The sequence below is a fragment of the Stutzerimonas stutzeri genome, from assembly GCF_000219605.1.
Lineage (GTDB): Bacteria > Pseudomonadota > Gammaproteobacteria > Pseudomonadales > Pseudomonadaceae > Stutzerimonas > Stutzerimonas stutzeri.
In genome coordinates this window covers 1,336,239-1,354,177 of record NC_015740.1, presented here as the reverse complement: position 1 = coordinate 1,354,177, position 17,939 = coordinate 1,336,239, and the positions used below count along the sequence as shown (strand labels likewise).

Annotated in this window: 20 protein-coding genes and 1 riboswitch; of the genes, 1 reads left to right on the top strand and 19 read right to left on the bottom strand. The window is 67.0% G+C overall.

Annotated elements, in window-relative coordinates; all coding sequences use genetic code 11:
- Positions 1 to 3: 3 nt before the first annotated feature.
- From cobC to btuB, 12 genes are all read right to left on the bottom strand, one after another.
- Positions 4 to 582, bottom strand: coding sequence for an alpha-ribazole phosphatase family protein (gene cobC / locus PSTAB_RS06455; protein ID WP_013982196.1), 579 nt, complete (start codon positions 580 to 582; stop codon positions 4 to 6).
- A complete protein-coding gene (gene cobT, locus PSTAB_RS06450; protein ID WP_013982195.1) occupies positions 579 to 1,628 on the bottom strand; it encodes a nicotinate-nucleotide--dimethylbenzimidazole phosphoribosyltransferase in 1,050 nt (349 codons plus the stop codon). Before cobT ends, cobC begins: the two co-directional genes overlap by 4 nt.
- On the bottom strand, positions 1,628 to 2,146 hold the full coding sequence (cobU, locus tag PSTAB_RS06445) for a bifunctional adenosylcobinamide kinase/adenosylcobinamide-phosphate guanylyltransferase (RefSeq protein ID WP_013982194.1): 519 nt from the start codon (positions 2,144 to 2,146) through the stop codon (positions 1,628 to 1,630). The genes cobT and cobU overlap by 1 nt, the downstream gene beginning before the upstream one ends.
- 2 nt (positions 2,147 to 2,148) lie before the next feature.
- The gene (locus PSTAB_RS06440) at positions 2,149 to 3,606 is read right to left on the bottom strand and encodes a cobyric acid synthase (protein ID WP_013982193.1); all 1,458 of its coding nucleotides are present in this window, start codon (positions 3,604 to 3,606) and stop codon (positions 2,149 to 2,151) included.
- Positions 3,603 to 4,592 carry a threonine-phosphate decarboxylase CobD gene (gene cobD / locus PSTAB_RS06435; RefSeq protein WP_013982192.1) on the bottom strand — a complete coding sequence of 330 codons (990 nt, stop codon included), beginning with the start codon at positions 4,590 to 4,592 and terminating at the stop codon, positions 3,603 to 3,605. The genes PSTAB_RS06440 and cobD overlap by 4 nt, the downstream gene beginning before the upstream one ends.
- Positions 4,585 to 5,496 carry an adenosylcobinamide-phosphate synthase CbiB gene (gene cbiB, locus PSTAB_RS06430; RefSeq protein ID WP_013982191.1) on the bottom strand — a complete coding sequence of 304 codons (912 nt, stop codon included), beginning with the start codon at positions 5,494 to 5,496 and terminating at the stop codon, positions 4,585 to 4,587. Before cbiB ends, cobD begins: the two co-directional genes overlap by 8 nt.
- Entirely contained in the window at positions 5,493 to 6,293 is an 801-nt protein-coding gene (locus tag PSTAB_RS06425) for a cobalamin-binding protein (RefSeq protein WP_017244692.1), read from the bottom strand. The genes cbiB and PSTAB_RS06425 overlap by 4 nt, the downstream gene beginning before the upstream one ends.
- The gene (gene bluB, locus PSTAB_RS06420; RefSeq protein WP_013982189.1) at positions 6,290 to 6,937 is read right to left on the bottom strand and encodes a 5,6-dimethylbenzimidazole synthase; all 648 of its coding nucleotides are present in this window, start codon (positions 6,935 to 6,937) and stop codon (positions 6,290 to 6,292) included. Before bluB ends, PSTAB_RS06425 begins: the two co-directional genes overlap by 4 nt.
- The gene (locus PSTAB_RS06415) at positions 6,934 to 8,226 is read right to left on the bottom strand and encodes a cobyrinate a,c-diamide synthase (RefSeq protein ID WP_013982188.1); all 1,293 of its coding nucleotides are present in this window, start codon (positions 8,224 to 8,226) and stop codon (positions 6,934 to 6,936) included. Before PSTAB_RS06415 ends, bluB begins: the two co-directional genes overlap by 4 nt.
- 122 nt (positions 8,227 to 8,348) lie before the next feature.
- Positions 8,349 to 8,960, bottom strand: a complete 612-nt coding sequence (gene cobO, locus PSTAB_RS06410; RefSeq protein ID WP_013982187.1) for a cob(I)yrinic acid a,c-diamide adenosyltransferase — start codon at positions 8,958 to 8,960, stop codon at positions 8,349 to 8,351.
- Entirely contained in the window at positions 8,957 to 9,526 is a 570-nt protein-coding gene (locus PSTAB_RS06405; protein WP_013982186.1) for a hypothetical protein, read from the bottom strand. The genes cobO and PSTAB_RS06405 overlap by 4 nt, the downstream gene beginning before the upstream one ends.
- A gap of 46 nt (positions 9,527 to 9,572) precedes the next feature.
- Positions 9,573 to 11,426: a TonB-dependent vitamin B12 receptor gene (gene btuB / locus PSTAB_RS06400; protein ID WP_013982185.1), complete on the bottom strand. Its 1,854-nt coding sequence runs from the start codon at positions 11,424 to 11,426 to the stop codon at positions 9,573 to 9,575.
- A 118-nt stretch (positions 11,427 to 11,544) separates the two neighbouring features.
- Positions 11,545 to 11,764: riboswitch (cobalamin riboswitch) on the bottom strand.
- 145 nt (positions 11,765 to 11,909) lie between these two features.
- Between btuB and PSTAB_RS06395 the strand changes: the two genes are divergently transcribed.
- The gene (locus PSTAB_RS06395) at positions 11,910 to 12,713 is read left to right on the top strand and encodes a metallophosphoesterase family protein (protein ID WP_013982184.1); all 804 of its coding nucleotides are present in this window, start codon (positions 11,910 to 11,912) and stop codon (positions 12,711 to 12,713) included.
- A 22-nt stretch (positions 12,714 to 12,735) separates the two neighbouring features.
- Here PSTAB_RS06395 and nhaD read toward each other — a convergent pair whose 3' ends face one another.
- The 7 genes from nhaD to cydB form a co-directional block, all read right to left on the bottom strand.
- A complete protein-coding gene (gene nhaD / locus PSTAB_RS06390) occupies positions 12,736 to 13,989 on the bottom strand; it encodes a sodium:proton antiporter NhaD (protein ID WP_011912465.1) in 1,254 nt (417 codons plus the stop codon).
- Between the two features lie 186 nt (positions 13,990 to 14,175).
- On the bottom strand, positions 14,176 to 14,700 hold the full coding sequence (locus PSTAB_RS06385) for a C40 family peptidase (protein ID WP_013982183.1): 525 nt from the start codon (positions 14,698 to 14,700) through the stop codon (positions 14,176 to 14,178).
- Positions 14,701 to 14,776: 76 nt separating this feature from the next.
- Positions 14,777 to 15,409: a C40 family peptidase gene (locus PSTAB_RS06380; RefSeq protein WP_011912463.1), complete on the bottom strand. Its 633-nt coding sequence runs from the start codon at positions 15,407 to 15,409 to the stop codon at positions 14,777 to 14,779.
- 67 nt (positions 15,410 to 15,476) lie between these two features.
- Positions 15,477 to 16,241, bottom strand: a complete 765-nt coding sequence (locus PSTAB_RS06375; protein ID WP_013982181.1) for an NAD-dependent protein deacylase — start codon at positions 16,239 to 16,241, stop codon at positions 15,477 to 15,479.
- A gap of 105 nt (positions 16,242 to 16,346) precedes the next feature.
- A complete protein-coding gene (locus tag PSTAB_RS06370; protein ID WP_013982180.1) occupies positions 16,347 to 16,643 on the bottom strand; it encodes a cyd operon YbgE family protein in 297 nt (98 codons plus the stop codon).
- The gene (cydX, locus tag PSTAB_RS20950) at positions 16,640 to 16,744 is read right to left on the bottom strand and encodes a cytochrome bd-I oxidase subunit CydX (RefSeq protein ID WP_003292563.1); all 105 of its coding nucleotides are present in this window, start codon (positions 16,742 to 16,744) and stop codon (positions 16,640 to 16,642) included. Before cydX ends, PSTAB_RS06370 begins: the two co-directional genes overlap by 4 nt.
- A gap of 43 nt (positions 16,745 to 16,787) precedes the next feature.
- Positions 16,788 to 17,930 carry a cytochrome d ubiquinol oxidase subunit II gene (gene cydB / locus PSTAB_RS06360; protein ID WP_013982179.1) on the bottom strand — a complete coding sequence of 381 codons (1,143 nt, stop codon included), beginning with the start codon at positions 17,928 to 17,930 and terminating at the stop codon, positions 16,788 to 16,790.
- Positions 17,931 to 17,939: the final 9 nt, after the last annotated feature.

Below are 17,939 nucleotides of genomic sequence, written 5' to 3'. Positions count from 1 at the left end.
ACCCTATTCGTCCAGCGCCGCGGGTTCGCCCGCCGGACAAGGACTGAGCGGCAGCAATTCGCCGTGGGCCACGTTCACTTCCAGCAGCCGCTCCCGCGGCAATCCCCGCCCCTGCGCCAGCAGCAGGCGCATCACCCCGGCGTGACCGATGACCAGCACGCGTCGGCCGGCAAAATGCAGGCGCACGCGCTCGATGGCCGCCAGTACGCGCGCTTCGAACCGCAGCAGCGGCTCGCCACCAGGCGGAGTGAAACCGTAGGGATCGGCCCAGAAGCGTCCCAGCGCCTCGGCATCCGTGCTCATCAGCTCGGCGGCGCTGCGCCCTTCCCAGGCACCGAAATGCAGCTCGCGCAACTCAGGCTCGATGTGGAGCGGCAGCCTACGTTCGGCGGCGAGCTCACGGGCGAAAGCTGCGCAGCGTTGCAGCGGCGAGCTGACCAGCACGTCCCAAGGGCCGGCAAGCGCCACCGCATCGCGCATCTGTTGCCAGCCGTGAGCGGTCAGGGCGTCGTCAAGGCTGCCGCGAAAGCCGCCGCCCCGCTCGGTCTCGCCATGGCGCAGCAGGTCGATGCGCGTGCTCATGCCGGCCGGTCCGCCACCGCTGCCTCGGCGAAGGTGGCCATCTCGTTGTGCAATGCGCACGCCTGCTGGAGCAGCGGTACCGCCAGCGCCGCACCGCTGCCCTCCCCCAGACGCAGACCCAGATCGAGCAGCGGCGCCGCTTCGAGCGCCTCCAGCACAGCCAGGTGCCCCGGTTCGGCGGAGCGATGGGCGAACAGCAGCCAGGCCCGACACGCCGGGTTCAGGCGCACCGCGCAAAGCGCCGCGACGCTGCAGATGAAGCCGTCCACCAGCGCCGGGATACCCTGCTGAGCACAGGCGAGATAGGCGCCGGTCAACGCCGCCACTTCGAAGCCGCCAAGCCGCCGCAGGGCTTCCAGCGGCACGCCGCAATGCCCGGCATGCAGCCGCACGGCGCTCTGGATGACCTGTTCCTTGTGTCGCACCCCGGGTACATCCAAGCCCGTCCCCGGCCCGACCAGGGTCAGCGGTGAGCGCGGCAACAGCACCGCGGCCAGGGCACTGGCGCTGCTGGTGTTGCCGATCCCCATCTCGCCGCCGATGAACAGCTGCACGCCATTCGCCGCTGCGCGCTGGACGCTGCTCCGCCCCGCCGCCAGCGCCTGATCCAGCTGTGCCTCGCTCATGGCCGGCTCGCGGGTGAAGTTAGCCGTGCCCGGCCCCAATCGCAGATGAGTGACACCGGCCAGTTCCAGCGGCTCCACGGTGCCGAGGTCTATCACCTCCAGCACTGCGCCGAGCCGGCGCGCCACCACGGAGAGTGCCGCACCACCGGCGACGAAGTTGTGCAACATCTGCCCGGTGACCGCCTGCGGATAGGCGGAAACGCCCTCCTCGACCACGCCGTGGTCACCGGCGAAGACGCACAGGTGCAGCCGCTCGACGGCGGGCCGGTCGCATGCCTGCAGCGCCGCCAGGTTCACCGCCAGCGCCTCGAGCTGGCCCAGCGCGCCGCGCGGTTTGGTCAGCTGATCCTGGCGCGCCATGGCACGGATACGCGCGGCTTCGTCCGGCTGCCGGCAGGGTTCGTTCCACCACTCTTGCATCACTGTGCTCCCTTCAGGGTCATGGGCAGCCCGGCGACCATGAAGGTCACCCGCTGCGCCCGATCCGCCACCGCCTGGTGCAGCCAGCCGGCCTCGTCCACGTAACGACGGGTCAGCTCGCCCAGCGGCACCACGCCGAGGCCCGTCTCGTTGCTGACCAGGATGATCCGCCCTGGTAACTCAGGCAGACATTCGAGCAGCGCATCACGCGCCTCCGCGAGGCGGGCCGCGTCGTCCAGCATCAGCAGGTTGGTCAGCCAGAGAGTCAGGCAGTCGACCTGCAGGCAGCGCTGCGGCGCGGCCTGCTCGCGCAGCACCCGCGCCAGCTGCAGCGGTTCCTCCACCAGCGACCAGTGCACCGGGCGCCGTTGCCGATGATGGGCGATGCGCGCGCTCATCTCCCCATCCAGCGCCTGGCTGGTGGCGATATAGGTGACCGCCAGGCCGCTTTCGGCAGCCAGACGTTCGGCAAAGCGGCTTTTGCCCGAGCGGGCACCACCTAGGATCAGTTCCAGCATCGTCAGCCTCCCAGCCCGCAGAGTCGGCGCAGCTTCGCGGTGTCCAGATGCGTCTCGACCAGATCGGCCAGCCGCTCGATGTCGCGCTCGCGCAGCGCGTGGTAGTCGACCCGCTGCACTGCTTCGAGCCCAGCCCAGCGCAACAGCGCCGCGCAGGCATCGGGACTTTCGAACAGGCCGTGCAGGTATGTGCCGAGGATCTGCCCATCGGCGCTGATGGCGCCATCGCCGCGCCCGTCATCCAGCTGCACCGCGGGCCAGGCGAGGGCCGAGCCAGTGCTGACGCCGGCATGGATCTCGTAGCCGGTGACTGGCACAGCTTCCGGCAGCAGCCGGCCCTGCACGTTACGCAGCTGCTTGTCGGCTTCGAGCACGGTGGCGAAGTCCAGCAGACCAAGTCCGGCGCTTTCTCCCGCTGGGCCTTCCAGCCCGAGCGGATCGGCAATACGCGTGCCGAGCATCTGCAGGCCACCGCAGATGCCAAGCAGCTTGCCGCCGTAGCGCAGGTGCTTCTGGATCGCCGCCTCCCAGCCGTTGGCACGCAGCCAGGCGAGGTCGGCACGCACGCTTTTCGAACCGGGCAGGATGATCAGGTCCGCGGAGGGAACGGGCTGGCCGGGTCCGACGAATTGCAGATCGACCTGCGGATGCAGGCGCAGCGGATCGAAGTCGGTATGGTTGCTGATCCGCGGCAACACCGGCACCACCACCTTCAGGACCTCGGCGGACTTGCCGGCCTGGCGCACATCGATGGCATCTTCGGCCTCCAGGTGCAGATCCATCAGGTACGGCAGCACACCCAGTACCGGCTTGCCGGTGCGCTGCTCCAGCCAGTCCAGCCCCGGTTGCAGCAGCGCGATATCGCCGCGAAAACGGTTGATGACGAAGCCCTGCACGCGCACCTGCTCGCTTTCCGAGAGCAACGCCAGGGTCCCGACCAGATGTGCGAACACCCCACCCTTGTCGATATCAGCGATCAGGATCACCGGGCAGTCCACCGCCTCGGCGAAGCCCATGTTGGCGATATCACCGGCGCGCAGATTGATCTCCGCAGGCGAGCCTGCGCCCTCGACCATCACCACGCGATACGCAGCGGACAGCCGCCGGTGCGAGTCGAGCACGGCCTGCAACGCGACGCGTTTGTAGTCCTGGTAGGCAACGGCATCCATGCTGGTCACCGCGCGGCCATGGACGATCACCTGGGCCCCGATGTCGCTGTTGGGCTTCAGGAGCACCGGGTTCATGTCGGTGTGCGGCGCAAGGTTGGCGGCCTGCGCCTGTACCGCCTGGGCACGGCCGATTTCGCCGCCGTCGGCGGTCACCGCGCTGTTGAGCGCCATATTCTGCGGCTTGAACGGCACCACCGCGATACCCTGGCGCGCCAGCCAGCGGCACAACGCGGTCACCAGCGTGCTCTTGCCGGCGTCGGACGTGGTGCCCTGCACCATCAGCGTGGTCATGAATGTTGCTCCCGATAGGCCTGCAGAGCGTGGTCCAGACGTTGCCAACCGGCGTCGGTCGGCAGCCCGAAGCGCAGGCTGGATGGCTGCGCGAACAGCCGAGTGAGGATGCCGCGGCGGGCGAGAAATTCGTGCAACTGCGCAGCTTCGGCAGCGACCCACCACTGAAACAGGGCGCAGCCTCCCAGTGGAGTCAGCGCATGTCGCCGCAGCAGCTCGGCCAGGCGCTGGCCATCGCCGTGCAGGCGCTCACGCTGCCGTTGCTGCCCGGTCTGGTCGGCCAGCAGCTGGCGGCCGAGCTGACGCGTCGGGCCGTTCACCGTCCAGGGGCCAAGCAGTTCGGCGAGCGCACGCAGGACACCGGCATGGGCCAGCACGAAGCCCAATCGCGCACCCGCCAGGCCGAAGAACTTGCCGAACGAGCGCAGCACCACTAGCCCCGGCAGATGGCTGTGCGCGGCCAGGCTGTGCTCGGGCGTGCAGTCCATGAACGCTTCGTCCACCACCAGCCAGCCCCCGTAGGTCGCCAGTGCGCTGCGCCATTGCAGCAGGCGCTGCGCTGCGATCAGCTGCCCGGTTGGGTTGTTCGGATTGACCACCAACAGCACGTCCAACTGATCCAGCGCCCGTGACACGCTGGCTTCGCACAGCTCGACGACTCGGTGACCGGCACGCCGCCAGGCCTTGGCGTGTTCGGCGTAACAGGGCGAGACGATGCCGACCCGCGCCGGCCCGCGCAGGCGCGGCAAGGCCTGGATGGCACTTTGCGAGCCGGCTACCGGCAGCACCGCGCGTGCCCCGTAGTATTGCTGCGCCGCCGCGTCCAACCCATCATCGGGCTCCGGCAGGCGTGCCCAGGCATCGCTGGTGATGGTCGGCAGATCCGGGTGATAGGGCGCCACGCCGGTGGACAGGTCCAGCCAGTCCGACAACGGGATTCCGTGGCGCTGCGCGGCCAGCCGCAGCCGACCGCCGTGCTCAAGCATAGAGCCAGCCTCCGAACAGCAGCACCAGCAGCCAGACGCCTACACCTGCCCAGACCAGATCCAGCGCATGTTCGATATGCCGCGCCTGCGGGGCACTGCCCCGGCCCAGCTCCGGTCGGGCATGCAGTTCCCCGTGATAGATCGCCGCGCCGCCCAGCACCACGCCCAGCGCACCGGCCCCTGCGGCCATCACCGGGCCGGCGTTGGGGCTGTCCCACAAGGGCGCCTGGGTACGCCAGCAACGCAGCGCGCGACGGGTCCGGCCGAGCGAGGCATAGGTCAGGGCGACCAGCCGTGCCGGCACGTAATTGAGCAGATCGTCGATGCGCGCCGCGGCCCAGCCAAAGCGCTCGAAGCGCGCGTTGCGATAGCCCCACATGGCGTCCAGCGTGTTGCTCAGACGGTACAGCACCACACCCGGCGCACCCGCGACGATGAACCAGAACAGCGCGGCGAACACCGCATCGCTGCCGTTCTCCAGCACCGACTCGGTGGCAGCACGGGCCACGCCCTCTTCATCCAGCTGGCTGGTGTCTCGGCTGACGATGCAGGCCACCCGCCGACGCGCCTCGGGCAAGTCGTGGCGCCACAACGCCTGGGCCACCGGCAGCGCATGCTCGCCCAGGCTGCGCAGGCCGAGGGCCAGATAGAGCAGCACGATCTCCGCCAGCCAGCCGATGCCCGGCAACAGGCTGAGCAGCCAGACCAGCAGCGTCAGCGGCAGCACGGCCAGGCACCAGGCTGTCACCCCATGGCTGCGCCAGCCACGGCCCGCAGCACCGTTGAAATGCTGCTCCAGGCGGTCGGCCAGGCGTCCGAAGGCCACTAGCGGATGGCCCCGCTTCGGCTCACCCAGCAGCGCATCCAGCAGCAGCGCCGCGATGACGCTGAGGAACACGCTCACTCAGGGCGCTCCGCACACGCGCGAATCAGGGCATGCAGCTGCCGCACGCCATCGGTCAGCACCGCCGGGCCGGGGTTGAGGATGTCCGGCGACTTGATCTCGTGCAGCTGGCCATTGCGTACCGCCGGGATCGCCTGCCAGCCCGGTCGGGCCGCCACCTGTTCCGGGCGGAAACGGCGGCCGCACCAGGAGCCGACGATCAGCTCCGGCGCGCGCCGCACCACGTCCTGCGGATCCTCGATAATGCGTTGCTTGGCGCGCTTGAACGGCGCCAGCTCGGCGAAGCAGTCCTCGCCGCCGGCCAGTTCGATCAGTTCGCTGACCCAGCCGATGCCGGAAATCAGCGGCTCGTTCCACTCCTCGAAATACACCCGCGGCCGGCGAGGCAAGCTGGCCGCGCTGGCGCGGATGACGTCCAGCCCGGCCTGGAGCTCGGCGGTCAGCGCCCGCGCGCGCTCGCTGGCGTGCACCAGTGCGCCGAGCGTCTCGATCATGCGCAGGATGCCGGCAATGTCGCGCTGGTTGAACAGATGCACCTCCAGCCCCTCGCGGGCCAGCTCGGCGAGCATGTCGGCCTGCAGATCGCAGTAGCCCAGTACCAGGTCCGGTTTCAGGGCCAGGATCTGCTCGTGCTTGACGCTGGTGAAGCCGCTGACCTTGGGCTTTTCCTTGCGCGCCTGCGGCGGGCGCACGGTAAAACCGGAAATGCCGACGATGCGCGCCTGCTCGCCCAGCAGGTAGAGCGTTTCGCAGGTCTCGGTGGACAGACAGACGATCCGCTGCGGCCCCTTGCTCATGTCACCTCCCATCCGTTCTCGAAAACCAGTTCGTGCAGCAGCCTCGGCGTCGTCCAGCCCTCCAGCGCCAGCATCGGCGCCGGGTAGAATTCGTGCACCGGGCCGAGGCAGAGGATCGCCACCGGCTTGGCGCCTTCCGGCATGCCGAGCAGCGCAGCCAGCGCCAAGGGATCGAACAGCGACACCCAGCCCATCCCCAGGCCTTCCGCACGGGCGGCCAGCCACAGGTTCTGGATCGCGCAGGCCAGCGAGGCGAGATCCATTTCCGGCAGGGTGCGGCGGCCGAACAGGTGCCCCTCGCGGCCATCCATCAACGCGGCGACCAGCAGTTCGGCGCAGTCCTCGATGCCCTCGACCTTGAGCCGCAGGAACTCGGCGGACCGCTCGCCCAGCGCCACGGCCGTGCGCTGGCGCTCCTCGCCCACCAGATTGGCGATGGCCTGACGCCGTGTCGGACAGGTGATGCGAACGAAACGCCACGGCTGCATCAGGCCGACGCTGGGTGCCTGGTGCGCAGCGTTGAGCAGTTTCGACAGCAACTCCGGTGCTACCTCGCCGCCCGCGAAATGGCGCATGTCACGGCGCTCGGCAATGGCGCGGTAGACCGCGGCGCGCTCCTCGGCGCTGAAGGCGTGTGCACTCATGGCCTGAGCAGCGCCGCGGCCGCCAGCGGATCGGACGGCAGGTAGAAATGGATGTAGGACGCGGTCAGCCGCCCGCTTCGATAGACCGCCTCGGCGGTGCGCTTGTAGTTCGGACACTCGCCGCGGGCCAGCGGCTGCAGCGGCGATTCCAGCGTCGAATGATGAAAGGTGTGGCCGCGCAATCGCCCTTCCGGCAGTTCCACTTCCTGCAGCGCCAGTGCGCTCAGGCGCTGCTGCATGCGCGCCTCGCCGGGCAGCAGGCCGAGCATCTCGGCTCGCTCGTCGCCGCGATCGGTCAGCCCGTCGAGCAGGTAGAGCATCCCCCCGCATTCGGCCAGGATGGGTTTGCCGGCTGCATGATGCGCGCGGATCGCCTCGGCCATCGGTCCGTTGCGCGACAGTGCACGCAGGTGCAGCTCGGGGTAGCCCCCCGGCAGGTACAGGCTGTCCACCGCGGGCAGGCGGGCAAAGCGCAGCGGCGAGAAAAACAGCAGTTCGGCACCCAGCGCCTGCAACAGGTCGAGGTTGGCCTGATAGAGAAAGGCGAAGGCGGCATCGCGCGCCACACCGATGCGCACGCCGGCCAGCAGCGGCTCCAGCGAAACGCGAGTCGGCGCCGCAAAGCTGACGGCCGGGGGCAGTTCGGTTTCCGCGCTCTGCGCGAGTGCGTCGGCCGCGGCATCCAGGCGCGCATCGAGATCGGCCAGCTCCTCGGCCTGCACCAGCCCGAGGTGGCGGCTCGGCAGCTCCATGTCGAGGCTGCGCGGCAGGGCGCCGTACCAGCGAATCGACTCCGGCAGGCTGTCGCGTAGAATCTCGCCGTGCCGCGTGCTACCGACCCGGTTGGCCAGCACGCCGGCGAACGGCAGGTCCGGCTGGAAGCTCTTCAGGCCGTGGGCCAGCGCGCCGAAGGTCTGGGCCATGGCCGAGCCATCGATCACCGTCAGCACCGGCACGCCGAAGCGCCGCGCCAGATCCGCGGCCGAGGGCGCACCGTCGAACAGGCCCATCACCCCTTCGATCAGGATCAGGTCGGCCTCGCCCGCCGCTTCCCAGAGCAGGCGTCGCGACTCCTCCTCGCCGACCATCCACAGGTCGAGCTGGTAGACCGGGCGGCCGCTGGCACGGGCCAGAACCATGGGGTCGAGAAAGTCCGGCCCGCACTTGAACACCCGCACGCGCTTGCCCTGCCGCGCATGCAACCGCGCCAGAGCCGCGGTGACGGTGGTCTTGCCCTGGCCGGATGCAGGGGCGGCAATCAACAGCGCCGGGCAGTTTCTACTGATCATCGCGGTCTCTCCTGCTGTTCATCTCGTTTCGCCCATGTGCGCGCAAGGAAGCGCCGCGCAGCAGTACGTCCAGTACGGCAAACGGCGCTGACGCAAGGCCCGGCGCATGGCGAACGAGAGCATCAGAACTCAACGCCTTTCTGCGCCTTTACCCCGGCCTTGAACGCGTGCTTGATCAGGCCCATTTCGGTGACGGTGTCCGCCGCCTCGATCAGTCCGTCGGGCGCGCCGCGGCCGGTGACCACCACGTGCTGCAGCAGCGGCCGTGATTCGATGTCGGCAAGCACTGGCGCGAGCTCCAGGTAGCCGTACTTAAGGGCGATGTTCAGTTCGTCCAGCACCACCAGGCCGATTTCGGGATCGGACAGCAACTCGGCCGCCACCGCCCAGGCCTCGCGGGCCTTGGCGATGTCGCGCTGGCGATCCTGGGTTTCCCAGGTAAAGCCCTCGCCCATGACGTGGTAGCGCACCTCGTCCGGAAAGCGCCGAAAGAACGCCTCCTCGCCGGTGCTGGCCGCGCCCTTGATGAACTGCACCACGCCGACCTTCATGCCATGGCCCAGCGCACGCGCCAGCATGCCGAAGGCCGAGCTGCTCTTGCCCTTGCCGTTGCCGGTATGCACCAGCAGCAGGCCGTACTCGTCCTGCGCCTCGGCGATCTTCTCGTCCATCAGCGCCTTCTTGCGCTGCATGCGCGCCTTGTGGCGTTCGTCGCGCTCGGTCGATTCGCTCATGCCCGCGCCTCGCCGCGCTGGGCGCTCCAGGCGCGCAGGCCGATGAACAATAGCGCCGCAACGCCAACGTACAGCGCTAGGGATGACAGGTAACGCGGGTAGTAGGTGGCGATTCGGTCGACCAGCAGCATCAGGCTCGGCTCGGGGTAGCGCCCGGAGAAATAGAGGAAGCCGCCGCCGGAGAACAGGTAGCAGACGAAGGCGCTGACCATCACGCACAGGGCCAGGGTCGCCAGACTGCTGAACTGGTCGCGATGCCAGCGGGCATACAGGCGCCCGCCCAGCCACAGCGAACCGTAGGCCGGCACCAGCATCCAGTAGGCCGGCGACATGCACCAGTCGCTCACACCCGCCCACTGGATGGCGGCGAAATCGAGCAGCGACGCCTCGAGAAACAGTGCCGGAAACACCCACTTCGGCCGCACCAGCACGCCGGCGAGGAAGAACACCGCCCAGGACGCGCTCGGCAGGTTGACGTTGGCGAAGTGCTGTCCGCGGGTCATGGCCAGCAGCGCGGCAAGCGCGAGGCCGACCAGCAGCTGGTATCTCGGGGCAAGCTTGATCATTGCAGTCTCCTTCTCTGGGCGCGGGCGACATGCCCGCGCCGCGGTCTTACAGCGCCTGGTAGCGCACCGTCAGGTAGGCCGCCTGGCCGGGCTGGTTGTAACCCTCCGCGGTCTCGTAGTCGGCATCCAGCAGGTTGGCGACGCGCGCCTGCAGGCGCCACTCGGGGGTGATGCGGTATTCGCCGCGCAGATCGAGGGTGGCGTAGCCGGACAGCTCGCGGGTGTTGGCCAGATCGTCGTAGCGCTGTCCCTCGGCATGCAGGCTGGCACCGATGCTGAAGGCGCCGAGCCGGCGATCGAGGTCAAGGTTGAACAGCTGCTTGGCGCGACGCGCCAGTTCGTTGCCCCGGTTGGCGCCGGCGGAGCGGTTCTCCGGTTCCAGCAGGCTGTAGTTGGCGTTCCAGTCCCAGCCCAGCAGCTGGCTGCCGAGCACCAGCTCGACACCACGGATACGCGCTTCCTGCACGTTGGCCGGAGCCGAGATGCTGGCGTCATAGGCGATCAGGTCATCCACTACGGTGCGATAGGCGTTCACCGCCCAGTGTCCCCAACCGTGCTGACCGGCCAGGCCGGCTTCGAGACTGCGGGAGGTCTCCGCGTCCAGCGCCGGGTTGCCGTAGTCCGGGAAGTACAGCTCGTTGAAGGTTGGCGCCTTGAATGCCGTACCGTAGCTGACGGTGGCGCGCAGCCAGTCGGTCAGCGCATAGCCGTAGCCGATGTTGCCGGTATCGTGCAGGCCGAACTGCTCGTTGTCGTCCCGACGCAGTGACAGCTGCCAGTCATGGCGGCCGGCCTCGCCCAGGTATTGGACGAAGCGCCCGAAGTTGTCGCGCGAATCCTCGGCGTACGCTGTGGTGCCGTTGATCTCGTCGCGCTGGTAGTCGGCGCCTACCGTCAGCATGTGGCCCGCGGCGATGTCGATGTCGTTCTGCCAGGCCAGCGAGTCGCGACGGCTGTCGAAACGCGAGCTGAATCGCCCGTCCTGATAGGCATCGGACTTGTCCTCGCTGCGCCCGGCCTGCAGGGTTACCCGCCAGGGCTCCAGTGGGCTGAAGCGCGCGCGCGTGACGAACACCTTCGACTCTCCATCGGCATTGGCGCCGAAGCCAGATGTGCGTCGGCTGTTCACACTGTCGTAATCGTTGTGCGATTTGGCCTGCAGCAGGTTGGCGTCCAGCTCCAGGCCATTGTCGAAGCGGTAGCCGGCGGCAAGCGTGGCAGACAGGTTGCGATAGCCATCGGCATCGTTTTCATAACCGCTGGTGCCTGCCGACTTCACGTTGATGCCGTCGGTGTCCGAACCGCTGACGCCCAGGCTGTACCAGCCACGGCCGTCGCCGCCGGAAACGCCGGCGCTGCCCGTGTAGGTGTCATGAGTGCCGTAGCCGGCGGAGAAGAACGGCTTGACGCCCTGCCCCTGGCCCTTGCGGGTGAAGATCTGGATCACCCCGCCGATGGCTTCCGAGCCGTACAGGCTGGAACGCGGGCCGCGTACCACCTCGATACGTTCGATCAACTCCAGTGGCAGATCCTGCAGGGCCGCTCCGCCGGCGGACACTGAGCCGATCTTGATACCGTCGATCATCACCAGCACGTGGTCGGACTCGGTGCCGCGCATGAACAGCGCGGTGGACTTGCCAGGCCCGCCGTTGTTGGCCAGCGAAACGCCAGGCACCTGCTTGAGCAATTCGGGTAACGAAGCCGCCTGGCTGCGCTCGATGCGCTCGCGGTCCAGCACGGTGACTGCGGCCAGGCTCTGCTGGGCGGTTTGCGCGGTACGGGTGGCGGTCACCACCTGCTGTTCGAGGTCCAGCGGGGCTGCGGCCAGTTGGCCGATGGAAAAGGGAAAACTGCCGAGCAGCACATAGGCCGCTGGCGTGAAACGGGGCTTGCCAGTCAAGGTTCAGGTCTCCGTCGTGCCCACCCGCACGACTGAAAGTCGACGAAGACAGACGGAGGAACCGCAAAAGGAAGTGAATACCGCGAGGGATACGCACCCGCCCAGCGCCCACCGCACTGTCAGTGAAATGCGACAGGCCGGTCTCCGGGCTTGCGAGCGTATGCCTTGCGGCATCCCGAAACCGCGCCTTCCCATGCGTCATGCACAGTGGCCGTTGCGGTTTCTCGACTCGCCTACCGTTGCGGGGGCAGCGCCGGAATCTTCGTGAGAATGGACCGGCTTCCCTGTTTCACCCGTCTGGCACAAGGCCAGGGGGCACCTGAGGCGACGCGGAGGTTAGTCCAAGGTCGAACATCGCGCAACCATGAGGTTGTCGCGCAGCCTCTGCAATTTCCGCTTGCATCTCGCCGCTTGGAACGGCGGACGCCGAAAGGCTTCGAATGCAACAATGCCAGCCATCAGCCAGGACCATCAGCCAAGCCCATGACCAGCATCGTGCAGATCTCCGACACCCATTTCGGCACCGAGCAACCCGCCGTGGTCCAGGCGCTGGAGGATCATGTACGCGAGCATCGAGCAGACCTGCTGGTGTTCTCCGGCGACATCACCCAGCGCGCCCGCCGCGGCCAGTTCGCCAGTGCCGCCGCCTTCGTCCGCCGCCTGGAGGCCGATGGCGTCGGCGATACGCTGGTGATTCCGGGCAACCACGACATCCCGCTGTACAACGTCTTCGCACGCCTGTTCACACCCTACGGCAATTACCGCCAGCATTTCGGTGACGATCTGGAGCCGGTCTTCGAGAACGAACAGATGCTGGTGATCGGGCTCAACACCACCCATCCCCGCCGGCACAAGGACGGCGTGGTAACGGCACGGCAGGTGGAGCGCGTGGCGCGGCGTCTGGAGGAAAGCGACCCGGGCAAGATTCGCATCGTGGTGGCGCATCAGCCGTTCGGCGCCATGGTGCCGAGCGACCTGAGCAACCTGCAGCACGGCGCCGAACCCGCGCTGCAGCGCTGGGCAGAGCATGGCCTGGACCTGGTCATGGGCGGGCATATCCACCTGCCCTACGTGCTGCCGCTGTCCAGGCAGTATCCCGGGCTCGCCCGCGAAATCTGGATGGTGCAGGCCGGCACCACGCTTTCCACTCGCCTGCGCGGCACCTCGCCGAACTCCTTCAACCGGCTGAAACTGCACCCGGGCGATGAGAAGAAGGTCTGCGTCGAGCGCTGGGATCTTTCCGCTGGCCGTTTCGTGCTGGGTTCGCACTTCAACCTGAGCTGGTGATCCCGGCGCTCGCGCGGGGTTCTCAGCCTATCGACAGACCGATCAGGTAAACGCCGGCAAAACCGATGTTGAAGGCGACGAACAGATAGAGCATGTGCCGCAGGTAGCTGCCGAAGGTCAGCCCCGGAACCTTGCTCATCGCGACGATACCGGAGGCCGAACCGATCACCAGCAGCGAACCGCCGACACCGACCGCGTAGGTCAGCACCATCCATTCGGCAACGCCCATTTCCAACCCGGATTTGAGCAGCGCGGCGGTCAGCGGCACGTTGTCGATCGCCGCCGACATCACCCCCATCAGGTAGTTGGCCATCACCGCCGGCACCTGGTCATAAATGTGCACCAGCCCGTCGAGCACGCGGATTTCCTTGAGCATGCCCACCAGCAGCAGGATGCCGAGGAAGAAGAACAGCGTCTCGAACTCCACCTGGCGCACGTACTCGAGAATCGGGTCGGAATCGTTGTCATCACTGAAGAAGCGCGCCACCAGGAACATCACCGACAACCCGGCGAGGAAGGTCAGCACAGGCGGAATCTGGAACAGGAAGTTGCCGATGATGGTGCTCAGAATGGTGCAGAGGAAGATCAGCGCGATGGCCACATCCACGCCGCGCACATCGTTGCGATGGCCCTGTACCACCACTTCGCCCTTCATGCCGATCGACAGCATCGCCGCCAGCACCATCACCGCGACGAAGGCGGGCACGGCCAGGGCCAGCAGCTGGAGAATCGCCACCTTGCCGGCGAGGAAGATCATCAGCGTGGTGACGTCACCGGTGATCAGCGCGACGCCGCCGGAGTTGACCGCGAACACCACCAGCGTGGCGAACTTGATGGTCTTGGCCCGATCCAGCTGCAACGACAGGATCAGCGTGATGGAGACCAGCGTCGCCGTGATGTTGTCGGCGAGCGACGAGAACACGAAGCAGAAGGTCGCCGTGAGAAACAGCAAGGCCCGCTCGCTGATCCGCTTGGGCAACACCAGGTAGATCAGGTTCTCGATCATGCCCTTCTTGTTCAGGTAGGCGACGAAGGTCATCGCCGCCACCAGGAATATCCACAAGCCGGCAATCTCGGCGATGTTCTCGTTGAGGCTTTCCAGCACGGTTTCCCGCACCTCGCCTGCCGGGGCGAACATGAACAGCAGCAACCAGGCCAGGGTGCCGAAGAACAGCGTGACCTTGGCCTTGTTCACATGGGTAATTTCTTCGAGCACGACACCAAGCAGTGCCGCCACCGCCAGTGCGATCAGCACGTACGTCAGCAATACAGGCATAACTCACCTAAAGGAGAAGTGGGAAAAGGGTCTATGCGCGACGGATCGACGCACGCGAGGAATTGGGGATGCGCATGGTAGCCAAACGGCCGGCGAAGCGATATCACCGCATGTCAAACGCAGACTGTTGCAGGATATGAACAGGACTAAAGGCGACGAACCGGCACGTTGAAAGGACGGTCGATTTCAGGGATTGCGTGCCAGTTGCTCGTGGTCGAGCACACGCTTGGCGCCGAGGTAGCTCTTCTGCCAGTAACTGGCGGTCAGGCTGTCCAGGCGTACGGTGCCGCCGGACGAAGGCGCGTGGACGAAACGGTCCTGGCCGACATAGATGCCGGCATGGCTGACGCGGCGCCCACCGTTGGTGGCGAAGAACACCAGATCGCCGGGTTGCAGCGCGTGACGACGCACGTTCGGCCCGCGCAGATTGCTCATTTCCTGAGTGGTACGAGGAAGATCGATACCGGCTGCACCACGGTAGACGTAGCCGATCAGCCCGCTGCAGTCGAAGCCGCTGTCCGGCGTGTTGCCACCCCAGCGATAGGGCGTACCGACCAGCCCGAGTGCGCTGAACAGCACATCCTCGGCGATACCGGGCATGGCGTGGGGAGTGCTAGGCGCCTCGGCGATTGGCGGCGCCGGCGGCTTGCCGGCACAGGCAGCCAGCAAGGCGAAAAGAACCACAAGGGTGGAACGGGCCAGATAGCGCATGGCAGAGCGGTCCAGGCAAACGAGCCATCACTCTGCCGGCATGCGGGGGAAGACGCAACCCCCGCAGATCGTCCGGTCAGCGGTGCGCGGTGTGCGGGGTCAGCTCCGAAGCCAGTGCCAGCACGCGCTTGGCTTCCATGTAGCTGGCGCGCCAGTACTTGTCGTCCAGGCTGTCGACGCGCACGCCGCCGCTGCGGCTGCTGGAGGCGTGGATGAACTGGTCGTCGCCGATGTAGATGCCGGCGTGGCTGACGCGGCCACGGCCACGGTTGTTGAAGAACACCACATCACCCGGCTCGAGCTCGTTGCGCTTGACCACCGGCGCGTCGAGGTTGATCAGCTCGCGGGTGGAGCGTGGCAGCTCGAGCCCTGCTTCCTTGCGGAACAGGAAGCCGACGAAGCCGCTGCAATCGAACCCGGTCTTCACCGAATTGCCACCGAAGCGATAAGGCGTACCGACCAGGGTAAAGCCGCGTTCGAGGATGCTGTCGGCCAGTTCCGGCAACTGGTATTCGTGCTCGTCGGTCAGCTCGGCCAGCGACTCTTCTTCGCTCTTGTCGAGGGCCGCGAAGTCGAAGCCAGCCAGGGGATGGTTTTGCGACAGCCGAGGCGATTCGATCTGCTGCTCGGTCTGTACAGGCTGACCGGCACAGGCCGTCAGCAGGGCGATGAGTGCGAGAGGCACGAGGGGTGCGAAGCGTTGGCGCATGGGCACGACCGTGTCGGTGATTTCAAAGTGCCCGCGACTATGCCCGCTATCGCTTCGATGATCAAATTCAATCGGATGAAATGTGACGTAATAAGTGCGACAAAACGTCTGCGGCCCTTCCCTGCAGGCTGAGGTTTGCCAGCGGATTGATGTCGGTGGGTTGCAGGTTCACCTCCACGACCAGGCCCCCGCTCTGCCGGGCACGCCATATCGGTTCGAGGATATAGCCGAAGCTGGCGGTGGTGCCGACCACCAGCACGGCATCGAAACCAATGCGCGATTGTTCCTGCAAGCGGGCCAGGGCGCGCTCCGGAAGCATCTCCTCGAACAGCACCACGGCCGGCCGCAACACGCCGGCGCAAACCTCGCAGCGTGGCGGCAATGGCTCGTCCAGCAGCGAGGCCAACGGGCGCCTGTCAACCTCGCCGCAGGCCATGCAGGACAGCGGTGCCAGCTCGCCGTGAATCTCGATCAGGCGCTCGGGCGGACTGCCGGCCCGGCGATGGAAGCCGTCGATATTCTGCGTGAGCAGCCAGGTGCCGGGCCTCTGCCGCTGCCACTCGGCAATGGCGAAATGGCCGGCGTTGGGCTCGGCGCGCAGGCAGGCGCGGCCGATCTCGGCGAGGTATTTCCAGCACAGCGCCGGTTGGCGCTGCAGCGTCGGCCCCGAAAGCGCCACCTCGATCGGCACGCCGTCGTCCGTCGCCCCGTTGTATAGCCCGCCCAGTCCACGATAGGTGGGCAGCCCGGAGTCGGCGGAAAGCCCGGCTCCGGTGATGATCAGCAGGCGTTCGGCCGCGGCCAGCGCCCGCGCGGCCTTGTCGATGTCCATGATGACGGCGAGCCCGGTTCGATGACTGGCCCGCGGCGATGCCGCGGGGTTGTCACCATCAGACCACGAACCAGGGCTTCTGTCTGCCCGAGCACCCGAGCCCGCTCAGCCCAGCCTCGCGTGCGCCAGCACGGCATAGCCCAGCGCGCAGAACAGCCAGGCCGGCAGTGGCCCGAGCAGCCAGCGCCAGCCCCACCACTGCGGAACGAAGCCGACGCCGTGCACGAAACCTGCGGAAATCCCCCACATCACCAGCATCAGCTGGGGGTGGCTGTAGCCGCCTTGTCCGTCGAGCATCGCCGCCGGATGGATCAGCAGCACCAGCGCCAGCGGTGACGCCAGCAGCAGAGAGAGAAGCCGCGCGGGAGTCCGGTACAGCAGCCGGTGCGCCATGCCGCTCACGGCTCGGCATCCAGATCCTGGGTGGCTTCCAGCCACAGCGCATTGATGATGCCGAAGCTGCAGGCCAGCAGCACGCCGAGTATCCAGGTGAAGTACCACATAGTCGTCTCCTTGGCGGGCGAGTACGGAAGCCCGCCCGCTCGATCAGTAGAGCCCGTGAGGGTTGGCTTCGATGGTTTTCTGGGTGAGCCGGCCCCACATGCGCACGTAGCTCCACAGCGTGTAGCAGAGGATCAGCGGCACGAAGAGGCAGGCGACGACGAACATGATGCCCAGGGTCTTGTGGCTCGAAACCGCATCCCAGATGGTCAGGCTCGAGGCCGGGTCCAGGCTCGACGGAAAGACGAAGGGGAAAAGCGCGAAGCCAGCCGTGCAGATGGCGCCGACGATCATCAGACTGGTGCCGAGAAAGCTCACTCCACCGCTGTTGCGACTGGAACCGAGCAGCGCCAGCAACGCCCCGAGGATGCCCGCAGCCGGCGCGATCAGAGTGACCGGATAGCGGCCGTAGTTGGCCAGCCAGCCGGCGTTGTCCTGCGCTACCTGCTTGTCCAGCAACGGATTGAGTGCCGCGCCCGGATCGCTGACAGACAGCTGGCTGAAGCCCTCAACCCCCAACACCAGCCAGGCGCCGGCGGCGGCGAAACCGAGCAGGAATACCAGCGCACACAGCCATGTTGCCTGCCGCGAGCGTTCGGCCAGCGCGCCGTCGGTGCGCAGCATCAGCCAGGCGCCGCCATGGGCACTGAGCATGCTCAGGCTGACGACGCCGCAGAGCAACGCGAACGGGTTGAGAAGCGCGAAGAACGAGCCGTGATAGGTCGAGCGCATCAATTCGTCGAGCTGGAACGGCAGACCGAGAAACAGGTTGCCGAAGGCAACGCCGAACACCAACGCCGGCACCGCCCCACCAACGAACAGCGCCCAGTCCCAGGCGTTGCGCCAACGCGGGTCCTCGACCTTGCTGCGGTAGTCGAAGCCCACCGGCCGGCAGAACAGCGCGAACAGCACCAGCAGCATCGCCCAGTACAGACCGGAGAAGGCCACCGCATAGACCATCGGCCAGGCAGCGAACAGCGCGCCGCCCGCGGTGATGAACCACACCTGGTTGCCATCCCAATGCGGCGCGATGGTGTTGATCGCGACGCGCCGCTCGTTGTCGGTCTGGCCGACGAAGGGCATCAGTGCCATGGCGCCCATGTCGAAGCCATCGGTCAGGGCGAAGCCGATCAGCAGCACACCGATCAGCACCCACCAGACCAGCTTGAGAACCTCGTAGTCGAACATTTTCTTTCC

Coding starts and splice junctions, on each gene's coding strand:
- PSTAB_RS06415 (WP_013982188.1), bottom strand. CDS start 8,226: ATGATCAGTAGAAACTGCCCGGCGCTGTTGATTGCCGCCCCTGCATCC.
- cobT (WP_013982195.1), bottom strand. CDS start 1,628: ATGCAAGAGTGGTGGAACGAACCCTGCCGGCAGCCGGACGAAGCCGCG.
- nhaD (WP_011912465.1), bottom strand. CDS start 13,989: ATGCCTGTATTGCTGACGTACGTGCTGATCGCACTGGCGGTGGCGGCA.
- bluB (WP_013982189.1), bottom strand. CDS start 6,937: ATGAGTGCACACGCCTTCAGCGCCGAGGAGCGCGCCGCGGTCTACCGC.
- cobO (WP_013982187.1), bottom strand. CDS start 8,960: ATGAGCGAATCGACCGAGCGCGACGAACGCCACAAGGCGCGCATGCAG.
- PSTAB_RS06440 (WP_013982193.1), bottom strand. CDS start 3,606: ATGACCACGCTGATGGTGCAGGGCACCACGTCCGACGCCGGCAAGAGC.
- cobD (WP_013982192.1), bottom strand. CDS start 4,592: ATGCTTGAGCACGGCGGTCGGCTGCGGCTGGCCGCGCAGCGCCACGGA.
- PSTAB_RS06425 (WP_017244692.1), bottom strand. CDS start 6,293: ATGAGCAAGGGGCCGCAGCGGATCGTCTGTCTGTCCACCGAGACCTGC.
- cydB (WP_013982179.1), bottom strand. CDS start 17,930: ATGTTCGACTACGAGGTTCTCAAGCTGGTCTGGTGGGTGCTGATCGGT.
- cobU (WP_013982194.1), bottom strand. CDS start 2,146: ATGCTGGAACTGATCCTAGGTGGTGCCCGCTCGGGCAAAAGCCGCTTT.
- PSTAB_RS06395 (WP_013982184.1), top strand. CDS start 11,910: ATGACCAGCATCGTGCAGATCTCCGACACCCATTTCGGCACCGAGCAA.
- PSTAB_RS06375 (WP_013982181.1), bottom strand. CDS start 16,241: ATGGACATCGACAAGGCCGCGCGGGCGCTGGCCGCGGCCGAACGCCTG.
- PSTAB_RS06385 (WP_013982183.1), bottom strand. CDS start 14,700: ATGCGCTATCTGGCCCGTTCCACCCTTGTGGTTCTTTTCGCCTTGCTG.
- cydX (WP_003292563.1), bottom strand. CDS start 16,744: ATGTGGTACTTCACCTGGATACTCGGCGTGCTGCTGGCCTGCAGCTTC.
- PSTAB_RS06405 (WP_013982186.1), bottom strand. CDS start 9,526: ATGATCAAGCTTGCCCCGAGATACCAGCTGCTGGTCGGCCTCGCGCTT.
- PSTAB_RS06380 (WP_011912463.1), bottom strand. CDS start 15,409: ATGCGCCAACGCTTCGCACCCCTCGTGCCTCTCGCACTCATCGCCCTG.
- cobC (WP_013982196.1), bottom strand. CDS start 582: ATGAGCACGCGCATCGACCTGCTGCGCCATGGCGAGACCGAGCGGGGC.